The sequence below is a fragment of the Pseudomonas sp. LBUM1649 genome, from assembly GCF_059716155.1.
In genome coordinates this window covers 1,727,108-1,746,160 of the sequence record NZ_CP166807.1, presented here as the reverse complement: position 1 = coordinate 1,746,160, position 19,053 = coordinate 1,727,108, and the positions used below count along the sequence as shown (strand labels likewise).

General features: G+C 58.4%; 15 protein-coding genes. 4 read left to right on the top strand and 11 right to left on the bottom strand.

Going from position 1 to position 19,053, the window contains the following annotated elements; translation table 11 throughout:
• Window positions 1-71 precede the first annotated feature (71 nt).
• The 7 genes from lpdA to sdhC all read right to left on the bottom strand — a co-directional run bounded on the left by lpdA (window position 72) and on the right by sdhC (window position 9,182).
• On the bottom strand, window positions 72-1,508 hold the full coding sequence (lpdA, locus tag ACA058_RS08070; RefSeq protein ID WP_497638618.1) for a dihydrolipoyl dehydrogenase: 1,437 nt from the start codon (window positions 1,506-1,508) through the stop codon (window positions 72-74).
• Between the two features lie 97 nt (window positions 1,509-1,605).
• On the bottom strand, window positions 1,606-2,826 hold the full coding sequence (odhB, locus tag ACA058_RS08065; RefSeq protein ID WP_497638617.1) for a 2-oxoglutarate dehydrogenase complex dihydrolipoyllysine-residue succinyltransferase: 1,221 nt from the start codon (window positions 2,824-2,826) through the stop codon (window positions 1,606-1,608).
• A gap of 42 nt (window positions 2,827-2,868) precedes the next feature.
• Window positions 2,869-5,700: a 2-oxoglutarate dehydrogenase E1 component gene (locus tag ACA058_RS08060; RefSeq protein ID WP_497638616.1), complete on the bottom strand. Its 2,832-nt coding sequence runs from the start codon at window positions 5,698-5,700 to the stop codon at window positions 2,869-2,871.
• A 253-nt stretch (window positions 5,701-5,953) separates the two neighbouring features.
• The gene (locus ACA058_RS08055; RefSeq protein WP_008063297.1) at window positions 5,954-6,658 is read right to left on the bottom strand and encodes a succinate dehydrogenase iron-sulfur subunit; all 705 of its coding nucleotides are present in this window, start codon (window positions 6,656-6,658) and stop codon (window positions 5,954-5,956) included.
• 11 nt (window positions 6,659-6,669) lie between these two features.
• A complete protein-coding gene (sdhA, locus tag ACA058_RS08050) occupies window positions 6,670-8,442 on the bottom strand; it encodes a succinate dehydrogenase flavoprotein subunit (protein ID WP_497638615.1) in 1,773 nt (590 codons plus the stop codon).
• A gap of 3 nt (window positions 8,443-8,445) precedes the next feature.
• A complete protein-coding gene (gene sdhD / locus ACA058_RS08045; RefSeq protein ID WP_008063295.1) occupies window positions 8,446-8,814 on the bottom strand; it encodes a succinate dehydrogenase, hydrophobic membrane anchor protein in 369 nt (122 codons plus the stop codon).
• A complete protein-coding gene (sdhC, locus tag ACA058_RS08040; RefSeq protein ID WP_032831904.1) occupies window positions 8,808-9,182 on the bottom strand; it encodes a succinate dehydrogenase, cytochrome b556 subunit in 375 nt (124 codons plus the stop codon). The genes sdhD and sdhC overlap by 7 nt, the downstream gene beginning before the upstream one ends.
• A gap of 363 nt (window positions 9,183-9,545) precedes the next feature.
• On the opposite strand from sdhC, the gene gltA reads away from it, so the two are divergent.
• The gene (gltA, locus tag ACA058_RS08035) at window positions 9,546-10,835 is read left to right on the top strand and encodes a citrate synthase (protein WP_497638614.1); all 1,290 of its coding nucleotides are present in this window, start codon (window positions 9,546-9,548) and stop codon (window positions 10,833-10,835) included.
• 306 nt (window positions 10,836-11,141) lie between these two features.
• Here the strand turns inward: gltA and ACA058_RS08030 are convergent, their stop codons facing one another.
• From ACA058_RS08030 to ACA058_RS08020, 3 genes are all read right to left on the bottom strand, one after another.
• Window positions 11,142-12,800, bottom strand: coding sequence for a cation acetate symporter (locus ACA058_RS08030; protein WP_497638613.1), 1,659 nt, complete (start codon window positions 12,798-12,800; stop codon window positions 11,142-11,144).
• Window positions 12,797-13,108 (bottom strand): DUF485 domain-containing protein, encoded by a 312-nt coding sequence (locus ACA058_RS08025; RefSeq protein WP_497638612.1) that lies wholly within the window; start codon window positions 13,106-13,108, stop codon window positions 12,797-12,799. Before ACA058_RS08025 ends, ACA058_RS08030 begins: the two co-directional genes overlap by 4 nt.
• Before the next feature lie 298 nt (window positions 13,109-13,406).
• Window positions 13,407-14,258: a glycine betaine ABC transporter substrate-binding protein gene (locus ACA058_RS08020; protein ID WP_497638611.1), complete on the bottom strand. Its 852-nt coding sequence runs from the start codon at window positions 14,256-14,258 to the stop codon at window positions 13,407-13,409.
• Between the two features lie 302 nt (window positions 14,259-14,560).
• Here ACA058_RS08020 and ACA058_RS08015 point away from each other — a divergent pair, with 302 nt between their 5' ends.
• The gene (locus ACA058_RS08015) at window positions 14,561-16,156 is read left to right on the top strand and encodes a glycoside hydrolase family 17 protein (protein WP_497638610.1); all 1,596 of its coding nucleotides are present in this window, start codon (window positions 14,561-14,563) and stop codon (window positions 16,154-16,156) included.
• A 126-nt stretch (window positions 16,157-16,282) separates the two neighbouring features.
• Here ACA058_RS08015 and ACA058_RS08010 read toward each other — a convergent pair whose 3' ends face one another.
• Window positions 16,283-16,651 (bottom strand): hypothetical protein, encoded by a 369-nt coding sequence (locus ACA058_RS08010; RefSeq protein ID WP_497638609.1) that lies wholly within the window; start codon window positions 16,649-16,651, stop codon window positions 16,283-16,285.
• Between the two features lie 221 nt (window positions 16,652-16,872).
• Between ACA058_RS08010 and ACA058_RS08005 the strand changes: the two genes are divergently transcribed.
• Both ACA058_RS08005 and ACA058_RS08000 read left to right on the top strand, forming a co-directional pair.
• On the top strand, window positions 16,873-18,171 hold the full coding sequence (locus ACA058_RS08005; RefSeq protein ID WP_497638608.1) for a serine/threonine protein kinase: 1,299 nt from the start codon (window positions 16,873-16,875) through the stop codon (window positions 18,169-18,171).
• Window positions 18,164-18,952 carry an MlaA family lipoprotein gene (locus ACA058_RS08000; protein ID WP_497638607.1) on the top strand — a complete coding sequence of 263 codons (789 nt, stop codon included), beginning with the start codon at window positions 18,164-18,166 and terminating at the stop codon, window positions 18,950-18,952. The genes ACA058_RS08005 and ACA058_RS08000 overlap by 8 nt, the downstream gene beginning before the upstream one ends.
• Window positions 18,953-19,053: the final 101 nt, after the last annotated feature.

The following is a 19,053-nucleotide window of genomic DNA, read 5'->3' as shown; positions in this document are numbered from 1 at the left end:
AGCGGATATTCCGCGGTGAGTCTTGCATGCAAGGCTCACGACGGGCCATTCCGCCGTGGTTTCTTATTGTCTTAACGCTTCTTGCGGTTGGCGATGTGGATGGCGCCGCCATTCACTGCCAAAGCAGCTTCGTGCAAGGCTTCAGACAGGGTCGGATGGGAGAAAACCATCATGCCCAGGTCTTCAGCGCTGGTGCCGAATTCCATACCGATTGCGCCCTGTTGAACCAGTTCCGCAGCGCTTGGGCCAATCACGTGGACGCCCAGTACGCGGTCTGTCTTGGCATCTGCGATGACCTTGACGAAACCACCGGTGTCATTGGCAGCCATGGCACGGCCGGAGGCTGCAAACGGGAAGGTGCCGACGTTAACTTCAACGCCTTCAGCTTTCAAGGCCTGCTCGGTTTTACCAACCCACGCGATTTCCGGGTGAGTATAAATAACCGAAGGGATCAAATCATAGTTCATCTGGGCCTTGTGGCCCTTGATGCGCTCGACAACCATGATGCCCTCTTCCGACGCTTTGTGCGCCAGCATCATGCCGCGAACCACGTCACCAATGGCGTAGACGCCCGGCACAGTGGTGGCGCAGTGATCATCGACGTGCACGAAACCGCGCTCGTCCAGGGTCACGCCGCAGTCGGCAGCCAACAGATCAGTGGTCACAGGTCGGCGACCAACGGCTACGATCAGCTTGTCGAAAGTGATGTTCTGTTCGCCCTTGGCATCGGTGTAGTTCACCACGACTTCGTCGCCGTTCACTTTGGAACCGGTCACGCGAGCGCCCAGCTTGATGTCCAGGCCCTGTTTGGTCAGGGTTTTCAGCGCTTCCTTGGAAACAGCGGCGTCAGCTGCCATCAGGAAAGTGTCCAGGGCTTCCAGGACAGTCACTTCTGCACCCAGACGCGACCAGACCGAACCCAGTTCCAGACCGATCACGCCAGCGCCGATCACGCCCAGACGTTTTGGTACCGATTGGAATTCCAGGGCGCCAGTCGAATCGACGATCACATTCTGGTCGACCGGAGCCGGTGGAATGTCGATCGGACGCGAACCTGGAGCCAGGATCACGTTTTCGGCTTCGATGATTTCTACCGAACCGTCAGGCTTGGTGACTTCGACTTTCTTGCCGGCCAGCAGCTTGCCGTGACCCTGAATGGAAGTCACACCGTTGGCTTTGAACAGGGTTGCAACACCGGAGGTCAGGCCTTTGACGATGGTGGCTTTACGGCCGACCATTGCTGGCACGTCCATGGTCACGCCAGCGTGGTTGATACCGTGGATCGCGAAGCCTTCTTTGGCTTCCTTGTACTTCCAGGAGCTGTCCAGCAGCGCCTTGGACGGAATGCAGCCGACGTTCAGGCAAGTACCGCCCAGAGCCAGTTTGTCATCCTTGTCGGTGTACTTCTCGATGCAGGCGGTCGAAAGACCCAGCTGTGCGGCCTTGATGGCAGCCACATAGCCGCCAGGGCCAGCGCCGATCACTACTACGTCAAATTTCTGCGACATTCAAAAAATCCTCTTTAGCGAAAAGCTTGAAGCCGCAAGCTGCAAGCCAGGCCGCGGGTTTTCCGACAGCCCGGTTTGCAGCTCGTGGCTGCTTCGATCAGATATCCAGCAACAGACGAGCCGGATCTTCCAGCAGGTTCTTGATGGTCACCAGGAAAGTCACAGCTTCTTTGCCATCGATCAGACGGTGATCGTAGGACAGTGCCAGGTACATCATCGGACGGATAACGACCTGACCGTTGATGGCCATCGGACGCTGGATGATGTTGTGCATGCCCAGGATGGCTGCTTGTGGCGGGTTGACGATCGGGGTCGACATCATCGAACCGAAGGTACCGCCGTTGGTGATGGTGAAGGTACCACCGGTCATTTCGTCCATCGACAGTTTGCCGTCGCGGGCTTTCTTGCCGAAGGTGGCGATGCCGCCTTCGATTTCAGCCAGGCTCATCAGTTCGGCGTTACGCAGAACCGGTACAACCAGGCCGCGATCGCTGGAAACTGCAACGCCGACGTCAGCGTAGCCGTGGTAAACGATGTCGCCGCCGTCGATCGAGGCGTTGACAGCCGGGAAGCGTTTCAGCGCTTCGGTGGCCGCTTTCACGAAGAACGACATGAAGCCCAGGCGCACGCCGTTGTGGGACTTCTCGAACAGGTCTTTGTACTTCGAACGCAGGGCCATGACTTCGGTCATGTCGACTTCGTTGAAAGTGGTCAGCATCGCCATGTTCGACTGAGCTTCGACCAGACGCTTGGCAACGGTGGCCCGCACGCGGGTCATCGGTACGCGCTTCTCGATGCGATCGCCAGCAGCGAACACCGGAGCAGCAGCGGCAGGTGCGGCGGCCTTGGCAGGCGCAGCAGCCGGGGCGGCTTTCTTGGCAGCAACGGCTGCAACCACGTCTTCCTTGGTCACGCGACCGCCTTTGCCGGTGCCGGCAACGGAAGCGATGTTGATGCCGTTTTCTTCAGCCAGCTTGCGCGCAGCCGGTGCAGCAACAGGATCGTCTTCGCCTTCGGCAGCAGGGGCACCAGCCTGAGCAGCGGCGGCGGGAGCAGCAGCGGCTGGAGCGGCAGCAGCGCCGCCCTCAACGATCGAGCCCAGCACTTCGTCGGACAGAACGGTGTCGCCTTCGTTCTTGACGATAGCGCCCAGCACGCCGTCAGCGGTAGCCAACACTTCGAGTACGACTTTATCGGTTTCGATGTCGACGATCAGTTCGTCGCGCTTGACCGCGTCGCCCGGTTGCTTGTGCCAGGTGGCAACGGTGCCATCGGCAACCGATTCCGGGAAAGTGGGGGCTTTGATTTCGATAGCCATTATCTGTGGGTCCTTAAATTCGGTTTCAGGTGCGCGAAGGCGTTAAACAGTAAAGGCGTCTTGCAGCAGTTTTTCCTGCTGCTCAGCGTGCATCGATGCGTAACCGCATGCCGGTGCAGCAGAAGCCTCACGGCCCGCGTACTCGAGTACGAGAGACTTGTTGAGGTTGCTGATGCTGCGACGCATGTGGTGTTGGCTGCAGTACCACGCGCCCTGGTTCATCGGCTCTTCCTGGCACCAGACGGCATGCTTGGCGTTGGTGTAAGGCGCCAGGACTTCTTTCAAGTCGTCCTCAGGGAATGGGTACAGCTGCTCGATACGCACGATGGCGATGTCTTCACGACCTTCGGCACGGCGTTTTTCCAGCAGGTCGTAGTAGACCTTGCCGCTACACAGGACAACGCGATCGACCTTTGTCGGGTCTTGGACGTCGATTTCCGGGATTACGGTCTGGAACGAACCTTCGGCCAGATCTTCCAGGGTCGAGATGGCCAGTTTGTGACGCAGCAGCGACTTCGGAGTCAGAACGATCAATGGCTTGCGCAGCGGGCGAATCACCTGACGACGCAGCAAGTGGTAGATCTGGGCCGGCGTAGTCGGTACCGCTACCTGAATGTTGTGCTCGGCGCACAGCTGCAGGTAACGCTCCAGACGAGCCGAGGAGTGCTCCGGCCCCTGACCTTCATAACCGTGCGGCAGCAGCATGGTCAGACCGCAAAGACGGCCCCACTTGTGCTCGCCACTGGTGATGAACTGGTCGATAACCACCTGGGCACCGTTGGCGAAGTCGCCGAACTGGGCTTCCCAGATCACCAGCGCATCAGGCGTGGTGGTCGAGTAACCGTATTCGAACGCCAGTACGGCTTCTTCGGACAGGAACGAATCGTACATGTCGAAACGTGGCTGACCGTCGTACAGGTTTTGCAACGGGATGTAGGTGCCCGCGTCTTTCTGGTTGTGCAACACGGCATGACGGTGCGAGAACGTACCGCGGCCGATGTCCTGGCCGGTCATGCGGATCGGGTGACCTTCGAACGCCAGGGTCGCGTACGCCATGGTTTCGGCGTAACCCCAGTTTATCGGCAGGCCGCCGGCTTGCATCTTCTGACGGTCTTCGTAGATCTTCGCAACCTGGCGCTGAACCACGAAGCCATCCGGGATTTCCAGCAGCTTGGCGGACAGTTCCTGCAAGGTTTTCAGATCGAAGCGAGTGTCGTGACGCGCGGTCCAGGCGTGGCCCAGATACGGGCGCCAGTCCACGAACAACTCTTTGTTCGGCTCTTTGACCAGGCTTTTCACGACGTGCAGACCGTTGTCCAGCGCGCTGCGATATTCGTCGACCTTGGCCTGAACACGCTCTGCGTCGAGTACACCGCCCTGGGTCAGACGATCGGCATACAGCTCACGGGTGGTGCGCTGCTTGGTGATCTGCTGGTACATCAGGGGCTGGGTGCCGCTTGGCTCGTCGGCCTCGTTGTGGCCGCGACGACGGTAGCAGACCAGATCGATCACTACGTCGCGCTTGAACTGCATGCGGTAGTCGATGGCCAGCTGGGTCACGAACAACACGGCTTCCGGATCATCACCATTCACATGGAGGATCGGCGCCTGGATCATCTTCGCGACGTCGGTGGCGTACTCGGTGGAACGCGAGTCCAACGGGTTGCTGATGGTGAAACCGACCTGGTTGTTGATCACGATGTGCACGGTACCGCCGGTCTTGAAACCGCGGGTCTGCGACATCTGGAAGGTTTCCATCACCACGCCTTGACCGGCGAATGCCGCGTCACCGTGGATGGAGATCGGCAGGACCTTCTCACCAGTCAGGTCGTTACGACGATCCTGACGGGCGCGAACCGAACCCTCGACCACCGGGGAAACGATTTCCAGGTGGGACGGGTTGAACGCCATGGCCAGGTGAACTTCACCGCCGGTGGTCATTACGTTGGACGAGAAGCCCTGGTGGTATTTAACGTCACCGGAACCCAGCTCGACCTTCTTCTTGCCTTCGAACTCGTCGAACAGCTCGCGCGGGTTCTTGCCGAAGGTGTTGACCAGCACGTTGAGACGACCACGGTGGGCCATGCCGATGACGATTTCCTTGGTGCCGTAGGAACCGGAACGCTGGATCAGCTCGTCGAGCATCGGAATCAGGCTCTCGCCGCCTTCCAGGCCGAAACGCTTGGTACCCGGGTATTTGGTGCCCAGGTATTTTTCCAGGCCTTCACCGGCGGTCACGCGCTCGAGCAGGTGGCTCTTGATGTCGGCGGAGTACGTCGGACGGCCACGCACGCTTTCCAGACGCTGCTGGAACCACTGGCGCTGCTCGGAATCGGTGATATGCGTAAACTCAGCGCCGATGGTGCGGCAATATGTCTGCTGCAACGCTTCGTGAATTTCGCGTAGGCTCGCTTCCTCTTTGCCGATGAACAGGTCGCCGGCACGGAAGGTCGTATCAAGATCGGCATTGGTCAAGCCGTAATGATTGATCGACAGGTCTGCAGGTGCAGGACGCTGCCACAGCCCCAGCGGGTCAAGCTGGGCTGCCTGGTGGCCACGCATACGGTAGGCCTGGATCAATCGCAGCACTTCAACTTGCTTCTTCTCGTGCTCACTGCTCACGCTGCCGGCGGAAACCGGTTGGGCGCGGCGCTGGTTCTTTGCCAGCAAGACGAAATGATCGCGAATTGTGGAGTGCGAAACATCGGTGGCAGAGTTGCCGTCAGCAGGCAACTTCTGGAAGTAGGTGCGCCACTCTTCTGGCACAGCGTTAGGGTCGTGCAGGTAGAGCTCGTAGAGCTCTTCCACATAGGCAGCGTTACTACCGGATAGGTAGGCGCTGTTCCACATGCGCTGCATCACGCTTTCTTGCATGCTTGGTCACCCTCGGTTAGGGGAACACCACCGGTGTCGACACCGAGCAAACTTGCAGAAGTCCGAATGCAGCGACCAAAACAAGCCACTAGGATCACACTGATAGTCCGGGTACCAGCCCGGATGCCCCTGCTTGTCTCATTTCTTCAAAATAAGAGCCGCAGCCTTTTAAGCTACTGCTCAGGTTAAAACTACGGCGCCGGTTGAAGCCTGCGCCGTAGCATCTACGGGTACAGCGGGTACAGCAGCTGAATCACACGCCGCTGGAGAGCAGCATGTTACGGATGTGACCAATGGCTTTAGTCGGGTTCAGGCCTTTGGGACATACGTTGACGCAGTTCATGATCCCGCGGCAGCGGAATACGCTGAACGGGTCATCCAGCGAAGCCAGACGCTCGGACGTCTTGGTATCACGGCTGTCTGCCAGGAAGCGGTACGCTTGCAGCAGTGCAGCGGGACCCAGGAACTTGTCCGGGTTCCACCAGAAGGACGGGCACGAGGTCGAGCAGCAGGCGCACAGGATGCACTCGTACAGACCGTCGAGCTTTTCACGCTCTTCAGGGGACTGCAGACGCTCGATGGCCGGAGCCGGCGTGTCGTTCTGCAGGTAAGGCTTAACCTTTTCGTATTGCTTGTAGAAGATGCTCATATCGACGACCAGGTCACGGATAACCGGCAAACCTGGCAGAGGACGAACGATCAACTTGTTACCTTTTACGACGGCAGACAGCGGCGTGACGCACGCCAGGCCGTTTTTGCCGTTGATGTTCATGCCGTCGGAACCGCAAACACCTTCACGGCAAGAGCGACGATAGGAGAAACCTTCGTCCTGCTCTTTGATCAGGGCCAGCACGTCCAGCACCATCAGGTCTTTACCACCGGTATCAACCTGGAATTCCTGCATGAACGGCGCAGCGTCCTGATCAGGGTTGTAACGATAAACACTGACTTGCAACATGGCGGCCACCCTTAATAAGTCCGAATCTTAGGTTCAAAAGTCGGAACAGTCTTCGGCGAGAAGTTCACGGCACGCTTGGCAACGCGCTTCTCACCCGGGAAGTACAGGGTGTGGCACAGCCAGTTTTCGTCGTCACGATCTTCGAAGTCTTCACGGGCGTGAGCACCGCGGGACTCTTTACGTACTTCGGCAGCGATGGCGGTAGCTTCAGCCACTTCCAGCAGGTTCTGCAGTTCCAGAGCTTCGATACGCGCAGTGTTGAACGCCTGCGACTTGTCGTTGATCTTGACGTTGGCGATGCGCTTGCGCAGATCAGCCAGCTGGGCAATACCCTTCTGCATGTATTCGCCGGTACGGAATACACCGAAGTAGTTCTGCATGCAACTTTGCAGCTCGCGACGCAGGGTTGCCACGTCTTCGCCATCGGTACGCTCGTTCAGAGCGGACAGGCGCGACAGGGCCGCAGTGATGTCGGCCTCGGTGGCCTCGTCGTATTCGATACCGTCGGTCAGCGCTTTTTCCAGGTGCAGACCGGCCGCACGACCGAATACCACCAGGTCGAGCAACGAGTTGCCGCCCAGACGGTTGGCGCCGTGAACCGATACGCAAGCCACTTCGCCTACAGCGAACAGGCCAGGGATGATGGTGTCTACGCCATCGGCGTCCTGTGTGATCGCCTGACCGTGAATGTTGGTGGCAACGCCGCCCATCATATAGTGGCAGGTAGGAACAACCGGAACCGGAGCAACAACCGGGTCAACGTGAGCAAACGTCTTCGACAGTTCACAGATGCCTGGCAGACGGCTGTGCAACACTTCCTCGCCCAGGTGGTCGAGCTTAAGCATTACGTGGTCGCCGTTCGGGCCACAGCCGTTGCCAGCGATGATTTCTTTAACCATCGAACGGGCCACAACGTCACGACCAGCAAGGTCTTTGGCGTTCGGAGCATAACGCTCCATGAAACGCTCGCCGTGCTTGTTGATCAGGTAACCACCTTCACCACGGCAACCTTCGGTCACCAGTACACCGGCGCCGGCGATGCCGGTCGGGTGGAACTGCCACATTTCGATGTCTTGTACCGGTACGCCAGCACGCAGAGCCATGCCAACGCCGTCACCGGTGTTGATCAGGGCGTTGGTGGTGGACGCGTAGATGCGACCTGCACCGCCAGTTGCCAGAACAGTCGCCTTGGCACGGATGTAGGTGGTTTCGCCGGTTTCGATGCAGATGGCGATAACGCCGACGAATTCGCCGCTCTGGTTTTTCACCAGGTCAACGGCGTAGTACTCGTTGAGGAACACGGTACCGGCTTTCAGGTTGCCCTGATAAAGGGTGTGCAGCAGCGCGTGACCGGTACGGTCGGAAGCGGCGCAAGTACGGGCAGCCTGCCCGCCTTTACCGTAATCCTTCGACTGGCCGCCAAACGGACGCTGGTAGATACGGCCTTGCTCGGTACGCGAGAACGGCATACCCATGTGGTCCAGCTCGTAAACGGCGGCTGGGCCTTCCTGACACATGTATTCGATAGCGTCCTGGTCACCGATATAGTCGGAACCCTTGACGGTATCGTACATGTGCCAGCGCCAGTCATCGTTTGGATCGGCGGACGCGATGGCGCAGGTGATGCCGCCCTGGGCGGATACAGTGTGCGAACGGGTCGGGAAAACCTTGGTGATTACCGCAGTCTTGTGACCGCCTTGCGCCAGTTGCAGCGCTGCGCGCATGCCGGCACCGCCACCACCAATAATGATGGCGTCGAAAGAAATCGTTGGAATGTTAGCCATGAATCAGATACCCCAGAGAATCTGCACACCCCAGACGAAGTAAGCGAACATCGCAACGCCGCATACTGCCTGGAAGAGGAAACGTATAGCCGTCGCGGACTTGCCGAACGCCATTGGCGTCAGGTAGTCGGTCGCGATGGTCCACATGCCGACCCAGGCGTGAGCGCCCAGAGCAACAAGGGCCAGCAGGCTGAAAATACGCATCCAGTTGTTGGCGAAGAGCGCGTGCCATTGGTCATAGCCAAGGCCCGGGTTCGCCACGAGGTATCCGATCAGGAAAATGAAGTAAGCCGCGAGAACGACCGCAGAAACGCGTTGCGCCATCCAGTCATAGAGGCCCGAACGCGAGAGGTTCGTGACGTTAGTTACCATATCCAAACTCCTGCCAGAACGATTACCACCACGGAAACGGCGATAATGATTTTCGAGCCCAGCTTGCCGCCTTCCAGCGTCTCACCGATGCCCATGTCCATGATCAAGTGGCGCACACCGGCAACCAGGTGATACAGCAAGGCGGACAGGATGCCCCAAATCACTAGCTTGGCTAGCGGACTGGTCAGACACGCTTTCACCTCACCGAAGCCTTCCTCGGAGCTCAGCGACTTGTCCAATGCATAAAGCATGATGGCAAGGCACACGAAGAGGATGACACCGGAGATACGGTGAAGAATGGACGTGTAAGCAGTGACTGGGAGTTTGATGGTCCTTAGGTCTAGGTTTACAGGTCGTTGGCTTTTCACGGCTTTTTTTTCACACTGAAGAGCCCCTAACAATCAGGGCAAAGTTGTTGGGGAGTGCACTGGTCAGGTAACCACCACCCAGGGAGGCGACCCCCAATAACGCAAGCCCAAAAGCCCTTGGCGGTCGGCTGCCGAGTATAGACAGTTAGGCTACTAATGACAACGCAAAGACCTCACCCAAACAGCTGATTGCACAACTGACATAAAAGGCGTAAATGGCAGGCAATTTCGAGAAAAAAGTATGGTTAAAGCCTTCTGGAGCAAGACTTTAGGCAAATTGACATTCGAATTTATCTCACTATAGTGGTGCGGGCCCTGCGTGGGGGGTCTGTCTGATGATTTCAAGCATAAATAGGAGGCCACATGGCTGACAAAAAAGCGCAGTTGATCATCGAGGGCGCTGCCCCCGTCGAGCTGCCCATTTTAACCGGCACCGTTGGTCCCGATGTTATCGATGTTCGGGGCCTGACGGCCACGGGCCGTTTCACCTTTGACCCTGGTTTCATGTCGACCGCTTCTTGCGAGTCGAAGATCACCTATATCGACGGCGACAACGGCATTCTGCTGCACCGCGGCTACCCGATCGAACAGCTGGCTGAAAAGTCGGACTACTTGGAAACCTGCTATCTGCTGCTCAACGGCGAACTGCCGACCGCAGAGCAGAAGGCCCAGTTCGTCAGCACCGTGAAAAACCACACCATGGTTCACGAGCAGCTCAAGACCTTCTTCAACGGCTTCCGTCGCGACGCCCACCCGATGGCCGTCATGTGCGGCGTAGTCGGCGCCCTTTCGGCCTTCTACCACGACTCGCTCGACATCAATAACCCGCAGCATCGCGAAATCTCCGCGATCCGTCTGGTTGCCAAGATGCCGACCCTGGCAGCGATGGTTTACAAGTACTCCATGGGCCAACCCATGATGTACCCGCGCAACGACCTGTCGTACGCGGAAAACTTCCTGCACATGATGTTCAACACCCCGTGCGAGATCAAACCGATCAGCCCGGTACTCGCCAAGGCCATGGACCGGATCTTCATCCTCCATGCCGACCACGAGCAGAACGCATCGACTTCCACCGTACGCCTGGCAGGCTCCTCGGGTGCCAACCCGTTCGCCTGTATCGCTGCCGGTATCGCTGCACTGTGGGGCCCTGCCCACGGCGGCGCCAACGAAGCCGTTCTGTCCATGCTCGATGAAATTGGCGATGTGTCGAACATCGACAAGTTCATCGCCAAGGCCAAGGACAAGAACGATCCGTTCAAACTGATGGGCTTCGGTCACCGCGTTTACAAAAACCGCGACCCACGCGCCACCGTGATGAAGCAGACCTGCGACGAAGTGTTGAAGGAACTGGGCATCCAGAACGATCCGCAACTCGAACTGGCCATGCGCCTGGAAGAGATCGCCCTGACCGACCCGTACTTCATCGAACGCTCGCTGTACCCGAACGTCGACTTCTACTCGGGGATCATCCTCAAGGCGATCGGCATTCCAACCAGCATGTTCACCGTGATCTTCGCCCTGGCGCGGACTGTCGGCTGGATCTCCCACTGGAAAGAAATGCTCTCCAGCCCGTACAAGATCGGCCGTCCGCGCCAGTTGTACACCGGCTACGAGTCGCGTGACATCACCAAGCTGGAAGACCGCAAGTAAGATCTGTCTTGCGATAGCGTGTTGAGTTATACCGGGAACGGCCTCTATTTATATGGAGGCCGTTTTTGTTTGTGCGCATCGTTCCCCTGCTCCGCGTGGGAATGCCGCCAGGGACGCTCCGCGTTCCGCTGTCGACGTAAGGCTTGAGTCCTGCGCAATGGTGACGCGGAGCGTCACGGGATGCATTCCCACGCAGAGCGTGGGAACGATCAACGATACAGGGCGATCAGCGAACAAAAAAAATGCCCCAATCTCTCGACCGGGGCATTTATGTTTAACCCAACTTACACAAACAAACCCAAAGCCTTAGTGCGAAACCGCGCCACTCGCGCCCAATCCGGTCTGCGAACGCACAAACTGCGGGAAGAACAGCGCCCGCTCATTGTCAGCCGCCGCCGATTTATCGGTAATCGAGAAGAACCAGATCCCGACAAAAGCAATGATCATCGAGAACAGTGCCGGGTACTCATACGGGAAGATCGCCTTCTCGTGATGCAGGATTTGCACCCAGATGGTTGGCCCAAGGATCATCAAACCTACAGCACTGATCAGACCCAACCAGCCGCCGATCATCGCGCCACGGGTGGTCAGCTTTTTCCAGTACATGGAAAGCAGCAGGACCGGGAAGTTGCAGCTCGCCGCGATGGAGAACGCCAGGCCCACCATGAACGCGATGTTCTGGCTTTCGAACAGGATGCCCAGCCCGATCGCCAATACCGCCAGAGCGATGGTGGTGATTTTCGAGACGCGGATTTCATCCTTCTCGTTGGCCTTGCCCTTCTTGATCACGCTGGCGTACAGGTCGTGGGACACCGCCGAAGCACCGGCCAGGGTCAGACCGGCCACTACTGCCAGAATGGTCGCGAACGCTACCGCCGAGATGAAGCCCAGGAAGATGCTGCCACCGACCGCGTTGGCCAGGTGCACCGCCGCCATGTTGTTACCGCCCAACAGCGCGCCAGCCGCATCCTTGAAGGCTGGGTTGGTGCTGACCAGCAGGATCGCGCCGAAGCCGATGATGAAGGTCAGGATGTAGAAGTAGCCAATGAAGCCAGTGGCGTACAGCACGCTCTTGCGAGCTTCCTTCGCGTCACTCACGGTGAAGAAGCGCATCAGGATGTGCGGCAGGCCAGCGGTACCAAACATCAGAGCCAGGCCCAGGGAGAACGCCGAGATCGGATCTTTCACCAGACCGCCCGGGCTCATGATCGCTTCACCTTTCGGGTGAACCTTGATCGCCTCGGAGAACAGTGCGTTGAAGTCGAAGTTGACGTGCTTCATGACCATCAGCGCCATGAAGGAAGCGCCGGACAGCAGCAGGACAGCCTTGATGATCTGCACCCAGGTGGTCGCCAGCATGCCGCCGAACAGCACATACATGCACATCAGAATGCCGACCAGGATCACCGCAACGTGGTAATCGAGACCGAACAGCAGCTGGATCAGCTTGCCGGCACCGACCATTTGCGCGATCAGGTAGAACGCCACCACCACCAGCGAACCGCAAGCGGACAGCGAGCGGATCTGGGTTTGCCCCAGGCGATAGGACGCCACGTCGGCAAAGGTGTATTTACCCAGGTTACGCAGGCGCTCGGCGATCAGGAACAGAATGATCGGCCAGCCCACCAGGAAGCCGATCGAGTAGATCAGCCCGTCGTAACCAGAGGTGAATACCAGCGCGGAAATACCCAGGAAGGACGCCGCCGACATGTAGTCACCGGCAATCGCCAGACCGTTCTGGAAACCGGTGATCTTGCCACCTGCGGCATAGTAGTCGGAGGCCGACTTGTTTTTCTTGGAAGCCCAGTAGGTGATGCACAGGGTCGCGCCGACGAAAGCGACGAACATCAGAATCGCGGACACGTTAAGCGGTTGTTTCTGTACGGCCCAGGTCAGGGCGTCAGCCGCCCAGGCGCCCGGTGCGAAGGCTGCGATGCTCAAAAGAGCCATTAGACGCCGGATCATTGCTGAGCCTCCTTGAGAATCAGATTGTTCAGGTCGTCGAATTCGCCATTGGCGCGTCGTACGTAAATACCCGTCAGGACGAAGGCTGAAACGATCAGCCCGACACCGATCGGTATACCCCAGGTGATCGATGACTCAGGGCTGATTTTCGCCCCCAGTACATGCGGACCGTAAGCAATCAACAGGATGAATCCGGAGTAAAGCCCTAGCATGATCGCCGAAAGAATCCAGGCGAATCGTTCCCTCTTGCTAACCAGCTCCTTGAATCGCGGGCTGTTTTGAATCGAGAGGTAAATGCTGTCGTTCATTGTTTTTATCCTCGCAGCACAGATTTAGTTGGAACGGTATCCACTCTATGCGGCTGCGGGGCAGGTTCCAGACGACCTTAGTCTTAGAACCACGTGACAAATCTGCCAATTGTAGGAGCGAGCCTGCTCGCGATGGTCTTGAACGATAACGAGCACACCCAGATACGCCGCGGAGCCCTTGCGTTTTTCGCGAGCAGGCTCGCTTCTACAGTTTTTTGTCCAATGCAGAAATGCAAAGACCCCCAGGGCATTCCTGCCTGGGGGTCTTTGAACAACAGAACAGATGCTTTACTTGCTGTTACTTGATCCAGTCAGCCACACGCTCCGGATGCTTGGCTACCCAATCCTTCGCCGCTGCTTCAGGCTTGGCACCTTCCTGAATCGCCAGCATGACTTCGCCGATCTCATCTTTCGAAGCCCACTGGAAGTTCTTCAGGAACTTGACCACTTCCGGTGCCTTGGTCGCCAGCTCTTTGCTGCCGATGCTGTTCACGGTTTCAGCCGCGCCATACACGCCTTTCGGGTCTTCCAGGAAACGCAGTTTCCACTTGGCGAACATCCAGTGCGGCACCCAACCGGTGACGGCAATGGATTCGTTTTTCTTCTCGGCACGGGTCAGCTCGGCAATCATGCCGGCGCCGGAACTGGCCTTGAGTTGATAGCCGGTCAGGTCGTAATCCTTGATCGCCTGCTCGGTCTTGAGCATCACGCCTGAACCGGCGTCGATGCCGACGATGCGTTTTTTGAAGCTGTCATCGGTTTTCAGGTCTTCAAGTGACTTGGCCTTGACGTACTCCGGCACGATCAAGCCGATTTTGGCGTCCTTGAAGTTCGGGCCGTAGTCGACGACCTGGTCCTTGTTCTTGGCCCAGTAATCGCCGTGGGTCACTGGTAGCCAGGCCGACAGCATGGCGTCGAGTTTGCCGGTGGCCACGCCCTGCCACATGATCCCGGTAGCGACGGCTTGCAGCTTCACGTCATAACCCAGCTTCTGCTTGATCACTTCAGCGGCCACGTGAGTGGTCGCGACGCTGTCGGACCAGCCGTCAACGTAACCGATGCTCAGGGTCTTGCTCTCGGCATTGGCGAATGTGGAGCCCATCGCAAGCACCAGAGCGGCACCTGCGCCTAAAAGTCGTCGCATCTTCATCGTTACTTCCCCGAAAGTGCTGCGCTCGACGGATGCCGAGTCGCGTCAACGTATAGTTATAGTGCACAGCGCCCCCATCACGCCCCACCGCAAACTCGTTCGATCATCAGCGCGATTTATCAACGAGGGTACTGACGCCTGCGATAATCAACCTGACGCTATCAGCGACCTGCTCTGCCAGCGACCTCAAGGCACCGAGAAACGACATCAGAACGCCATTAATGCTGAGCGCGTCAAACGTACCGGCCATTCCGCCCGAACTTTGCATGTCAAAATCATGCAGGGCACCAAGCACGCGATAAATGCAGGTAACATGCGCCGCTTTGCTCCCAGACGGCCTGACCATGCCCGCGACATCGCGCTTTCCTTTTTTTGCTTATCTATTCGCTTGCCTGCTGGGGCTGTTTGCCCTGGGTGGCTTCTGGTACGGTCTCGGCAAACCGGTGATCCTGCCGGACGTCGCCAGCGCGACGCACAAGTTGCAATGCGCCTCCTACACCCCGTTCGACAAGGACCAGTCGCCGTTCGACGTGCCGTTCAATCTTCGTCCCGACCGCATGGATGCCGACCTCGCATTGCTGGCAACTCGCTTCGAATGCATTCGAACCTACTCGATGACAGGGCTCGAAGCCCTGCCGGATCTGGCACGAAAACACGGGCTGAAAATGATGATCGGCGCCTGGGTCAACAGCAACCCGGTGGATACCGCCAATGAAGTAGAGCTACTGATCGCCGAAGCCAATGCCAACCCGGACGTGGTGACCGCGGTAATCGTCGGCAACGAGGCTCTGTTGCGCAAGGAAGTCACCAGTACACAGCTGGTAAAACTGATTGATCGGGTCAAAAGCCAGGTCAAGCAGCCCGTCACCTATGCCGACGTCTGGGAGTTCTGGCAAAAGCACCCGGAAATCGCCCCAGCGGTGGACTTCGTGACCATTCATTTGCTGCCGTACTGGGCCGATTACCCTTGGGATGTCGAGGTCTCGCTGTCGCAACTTGCCATGATTCGCGAGTCGTTCGCCAGCATGTTCGCCCCGAAAGAAGTGTTCATTGGAGAAACCGGCTGGCCCAGTGAGGGCCGTCAACGCAGAATTGCCGTACCAAGCCGGGTCGACGAAGCCAGGTTCATTCGCGGTTTTGTCGCCATGGCTGAGCAGCGTGGTTGGCACTACAACCTCATCGAGGCCTTCGACCAGCCGTGGAAACGTGCCAGCGAAGGCGCGGTCGGCGGTTATTGGGGGCTGTTCGATGCGGATCGCCAGGACAAGGGCGTGCTCGCAGGGCCGGTGACCAACGTGCCGTACTGGTCGCACTGGCTGGCGGTCGGCGGCTTCATCTTTCTTGGCACACTGATTCTCGGTGGACGCGTTCGCAGCACGCGCGCCGCGCTTATTCTGCCATTGTTGGGTGCACTGGCCGCGTGCTCGATTGGTGCGTGGGGCGATCTGGCACGGGTCACCACGCGCTTTGCCAGTGAGTGGTTGTGGGTTGCCTTGCTGACCGCGTTGAATGTGCTGGTGCTGGCCCATGCCGCGCTGACACTGAGTCCTCGCACCGGTTGGCGTGGCCGGGCGTTCAATGCGCTGGAACGTCGGGCCGGCTGGTTGGTTGCGGTGGCCGGCTTCGCCGCAGCGGTGACGATGCTGGAGCTGGTATTTGACCCGCGCTATCGCAGCTTCCCGAGCGTCGCGTTCATCGTGCCGGCACTGGTCTACCTGTGCCGCCCGGTGAGTGTGCCGCGTCGGGAGATTGCCTTGCTGACCTTCATTATTGGCGCCGGCATTGCGCCGCAACTGTACCGTGAGGGGTTGCAGAACCAGCAGGCCTGGGGTTGGGCGCTGGTGAGTGTGTTGATGGTGGCGGCGTTGTGGCGCAGCTTGCGGGTTCGCGAGATCTGATCTTCGGCGCTGCATCCGGCCTCTTCGCGAGCAGGCTCGCTCCCACAGGTTGATCTTCGTCGCACATAAAATCAGTGCTCACCGAAGATCCATTGTGGGAGCGAGCCTGCTCGCGAAGGCTATCTATCAGGCGCTACGGGAGACCCTGACCAACCGCAACCCCGCAATCACCACCGCAAACACCGCCATCGTCGTGTTGTACAACGCCAGCGCCGGAAACCCGAGCGCCAGCGCCAGTACCGCCAACCACCACCCTGCCCGCCCGGGCAACACAAAGCCGATCACGGCGGCAGCCAACGCCCCCCAGCCCAATACCTGAAAGTGAATCATCAGGCCCAGGCTCGAACGCACCTGGCATTCCCAACGGCTTGCCTCATCCACGCAGATGCCGACCCATTGCGCATCTTCCATGAAGCCATAACGCGCGCCATAACTGGCGGCCAACCAGAGGGGCAGCAGGACAAGCAGCAGAATCACGGGCAGACGGCGGGACATGAAGCACTCCAATACGCGAAAACGGCGGCCAGCTTAATCGCCCGACAGCCTGACGCAAGCAATAACAACTGTTAACTGGTCATTCAATCACTGAAAAGTGTATCGTCGAGCTACTATTACTCGGAATTAAGGCCTGTTTGGTGCCGATGCGTGGCACTTGGCGCAGATCCAGTGGTCATAGCCTGCGAACTTCATTCGGCACCTTCTCTAGGGATCTAGTCATGCTCCGTTCCTTGCACTTCGCCGCCCTGTTTGGCGGCCTTATCTTGAGTGCGTCCGCACTGGCGGTCGATATTGACGCCGCCAGTTATGGCTACCCCTTGACCAACCCGTTTGAGGCGACGATTGCCACAACGCCGCCGGACTTGCGTCCCGAGCTGCCGCTGGACGAGGACATCGATCAGGCGGATCGCAGCGTCACCTTGCGCCCGGAACGCGCGTTCGAACTGCCGGACAACTTCTGGCCAGTGAAGAAACTCACCTATCGCATTGCCACCCAGGATAAAGCCGCGCCGTTGATTTTCCTGATCGCCGGCACCGGTGCGCGCTACGACAGCAGCCTCAACGAATACCTGAAAAAACTCTATTACAAGGCCGGCTATCACGTGGTGCAATTGTCGTCGCCCACCAGCTTCGACTTCATGAGCGCCGCCTCACGCTTTGCCACGCCCGGCATCACCAAGGATGACGCCGAAGACATGTACCGGGTGATGCAGGCCGTGCGGGCGCAAAACCCGAAACTGCCGGTCACCGATTACTACCTGACGGGCTACAGCCTGGGCGCACTGGAAGCGGCATTCGTCGCGCACCTGGACGAAACCCGCCGCAGCTTCAACTTCAAGAAAGTGCTGCTGCTCAATCCTCCGGTCAATCTGTACACCTCGATCACCAACCTGGACAGACTGGTCCAGACCGAGGTCAAGGGCATCAACAACACCACCACCTTCTATGAGCTGGTGCTGGACAAACTGACCCGTTACTTCCAGCAGAAGGGCTACATCGATCTCAACGACGCACTGCTCTACGACTTCCAGCAGTCCAAGCAGCACCTGAGCAACGAACAGATGGCCATGCTCATCGGCACCTCGTTCCGTTTTTCGGCCGCCGACATCGCCTTCACCTCGGACCTGATCAACCGTCGCGGCCTGATCACTCCACCGAAAACGCCCATTACAGAAGGCACCAGCCTCACGCCGTACCTCAAGCGTGCGCTGCAGTGCGACTTCGACTGCTACCTCGCCGAACAATTGATCCCGATGTGGCGCGCCCGCACCGACGGCGGCAGCCTGCTGCAATTGATCGACCAGGTGAGCTTGTATGCACTGAAGGATTACCTGCACGACAGCCCGAAAATCGCCGTGATGCACAACGCCGACGACGTGATTCTCAGCCCTGGAGACCTCGGTTTCCTGCGCAAGACGTTTGGTGATCGCCTGACCGTTTACCCGCTGGGCGGCCATTGCGGCAACCTTAACTACCGCGTCAACAGCGACGCCATGCTGGAGTTTTTCCGTGGCTAAATACCTCCTGCTTATCGCCGCGTTACTCAGTGCAGGCATTGCCAATGCGGACAACAGCAAAGCCAACGCCCCTGTCGTCGTCGACAGTGACGGTTTCAAGAACCCCCTGAGCAAACTCAAGTTCAACCCGGGCCTGGACCAGCGCGAATTCGAACGTTCGACGCTCAGCGCTTTGAACGTCTACGACCCGCTGGAAGAGTGGAACCGCCGCGTCTACCACTTCAACTACCGGTTCGACCAATGGGTGTTCCTGCCGGTGATCGACGGCTATCGCTACATCACGCCGAGCTTCTTGCGCACCGGCGTCAGCAATTTCTTCAACAACCTCGGCGACGTACCGAACCTGCTCAACAGCCTGTTGCAGTTCAAGGGCCAGCGTTCGATGGAAACCACCGGTCGGCTGCTGCTCAACACCACCATCGGCATCGCTGGCCTGTGGGACCCGGCTACGGCCATGGGCTTGCCGCGCCAGAACGAAGACTTCGGCCAGACCATGGGCTTCTATGGTGTTCCGGGCGGCGCTTACTTCGTACTGCCGATCCTCGGACCGTCCAACCTGCGTGACACGGGCGGGCTGGTGGTCGATTTCAGCGCCGAGAACGCCATCAACTTTCTCAACGTTGCCGAAGTCAGCTCCAACCATCCGGAAGTCTTGATCCTGCGCAGCATCGACAAGCGCTATCAGACCGGCTTCCGCTATGGCCAGCTGAACTCACCGTTCGAGTATGAAAAGGTGCGTTACGTGTACACCGAGTCGCGCAAATTGCAGATTGCCGAGTAATTGCGGCGAGCACAAATCACTGTGGGAGCGAGCCTGCTCGCGAAAGCGGTCTATCAGTCAATGTTGATGTCGACTGACACTCCGTCTTCGCGAGCAGGCTC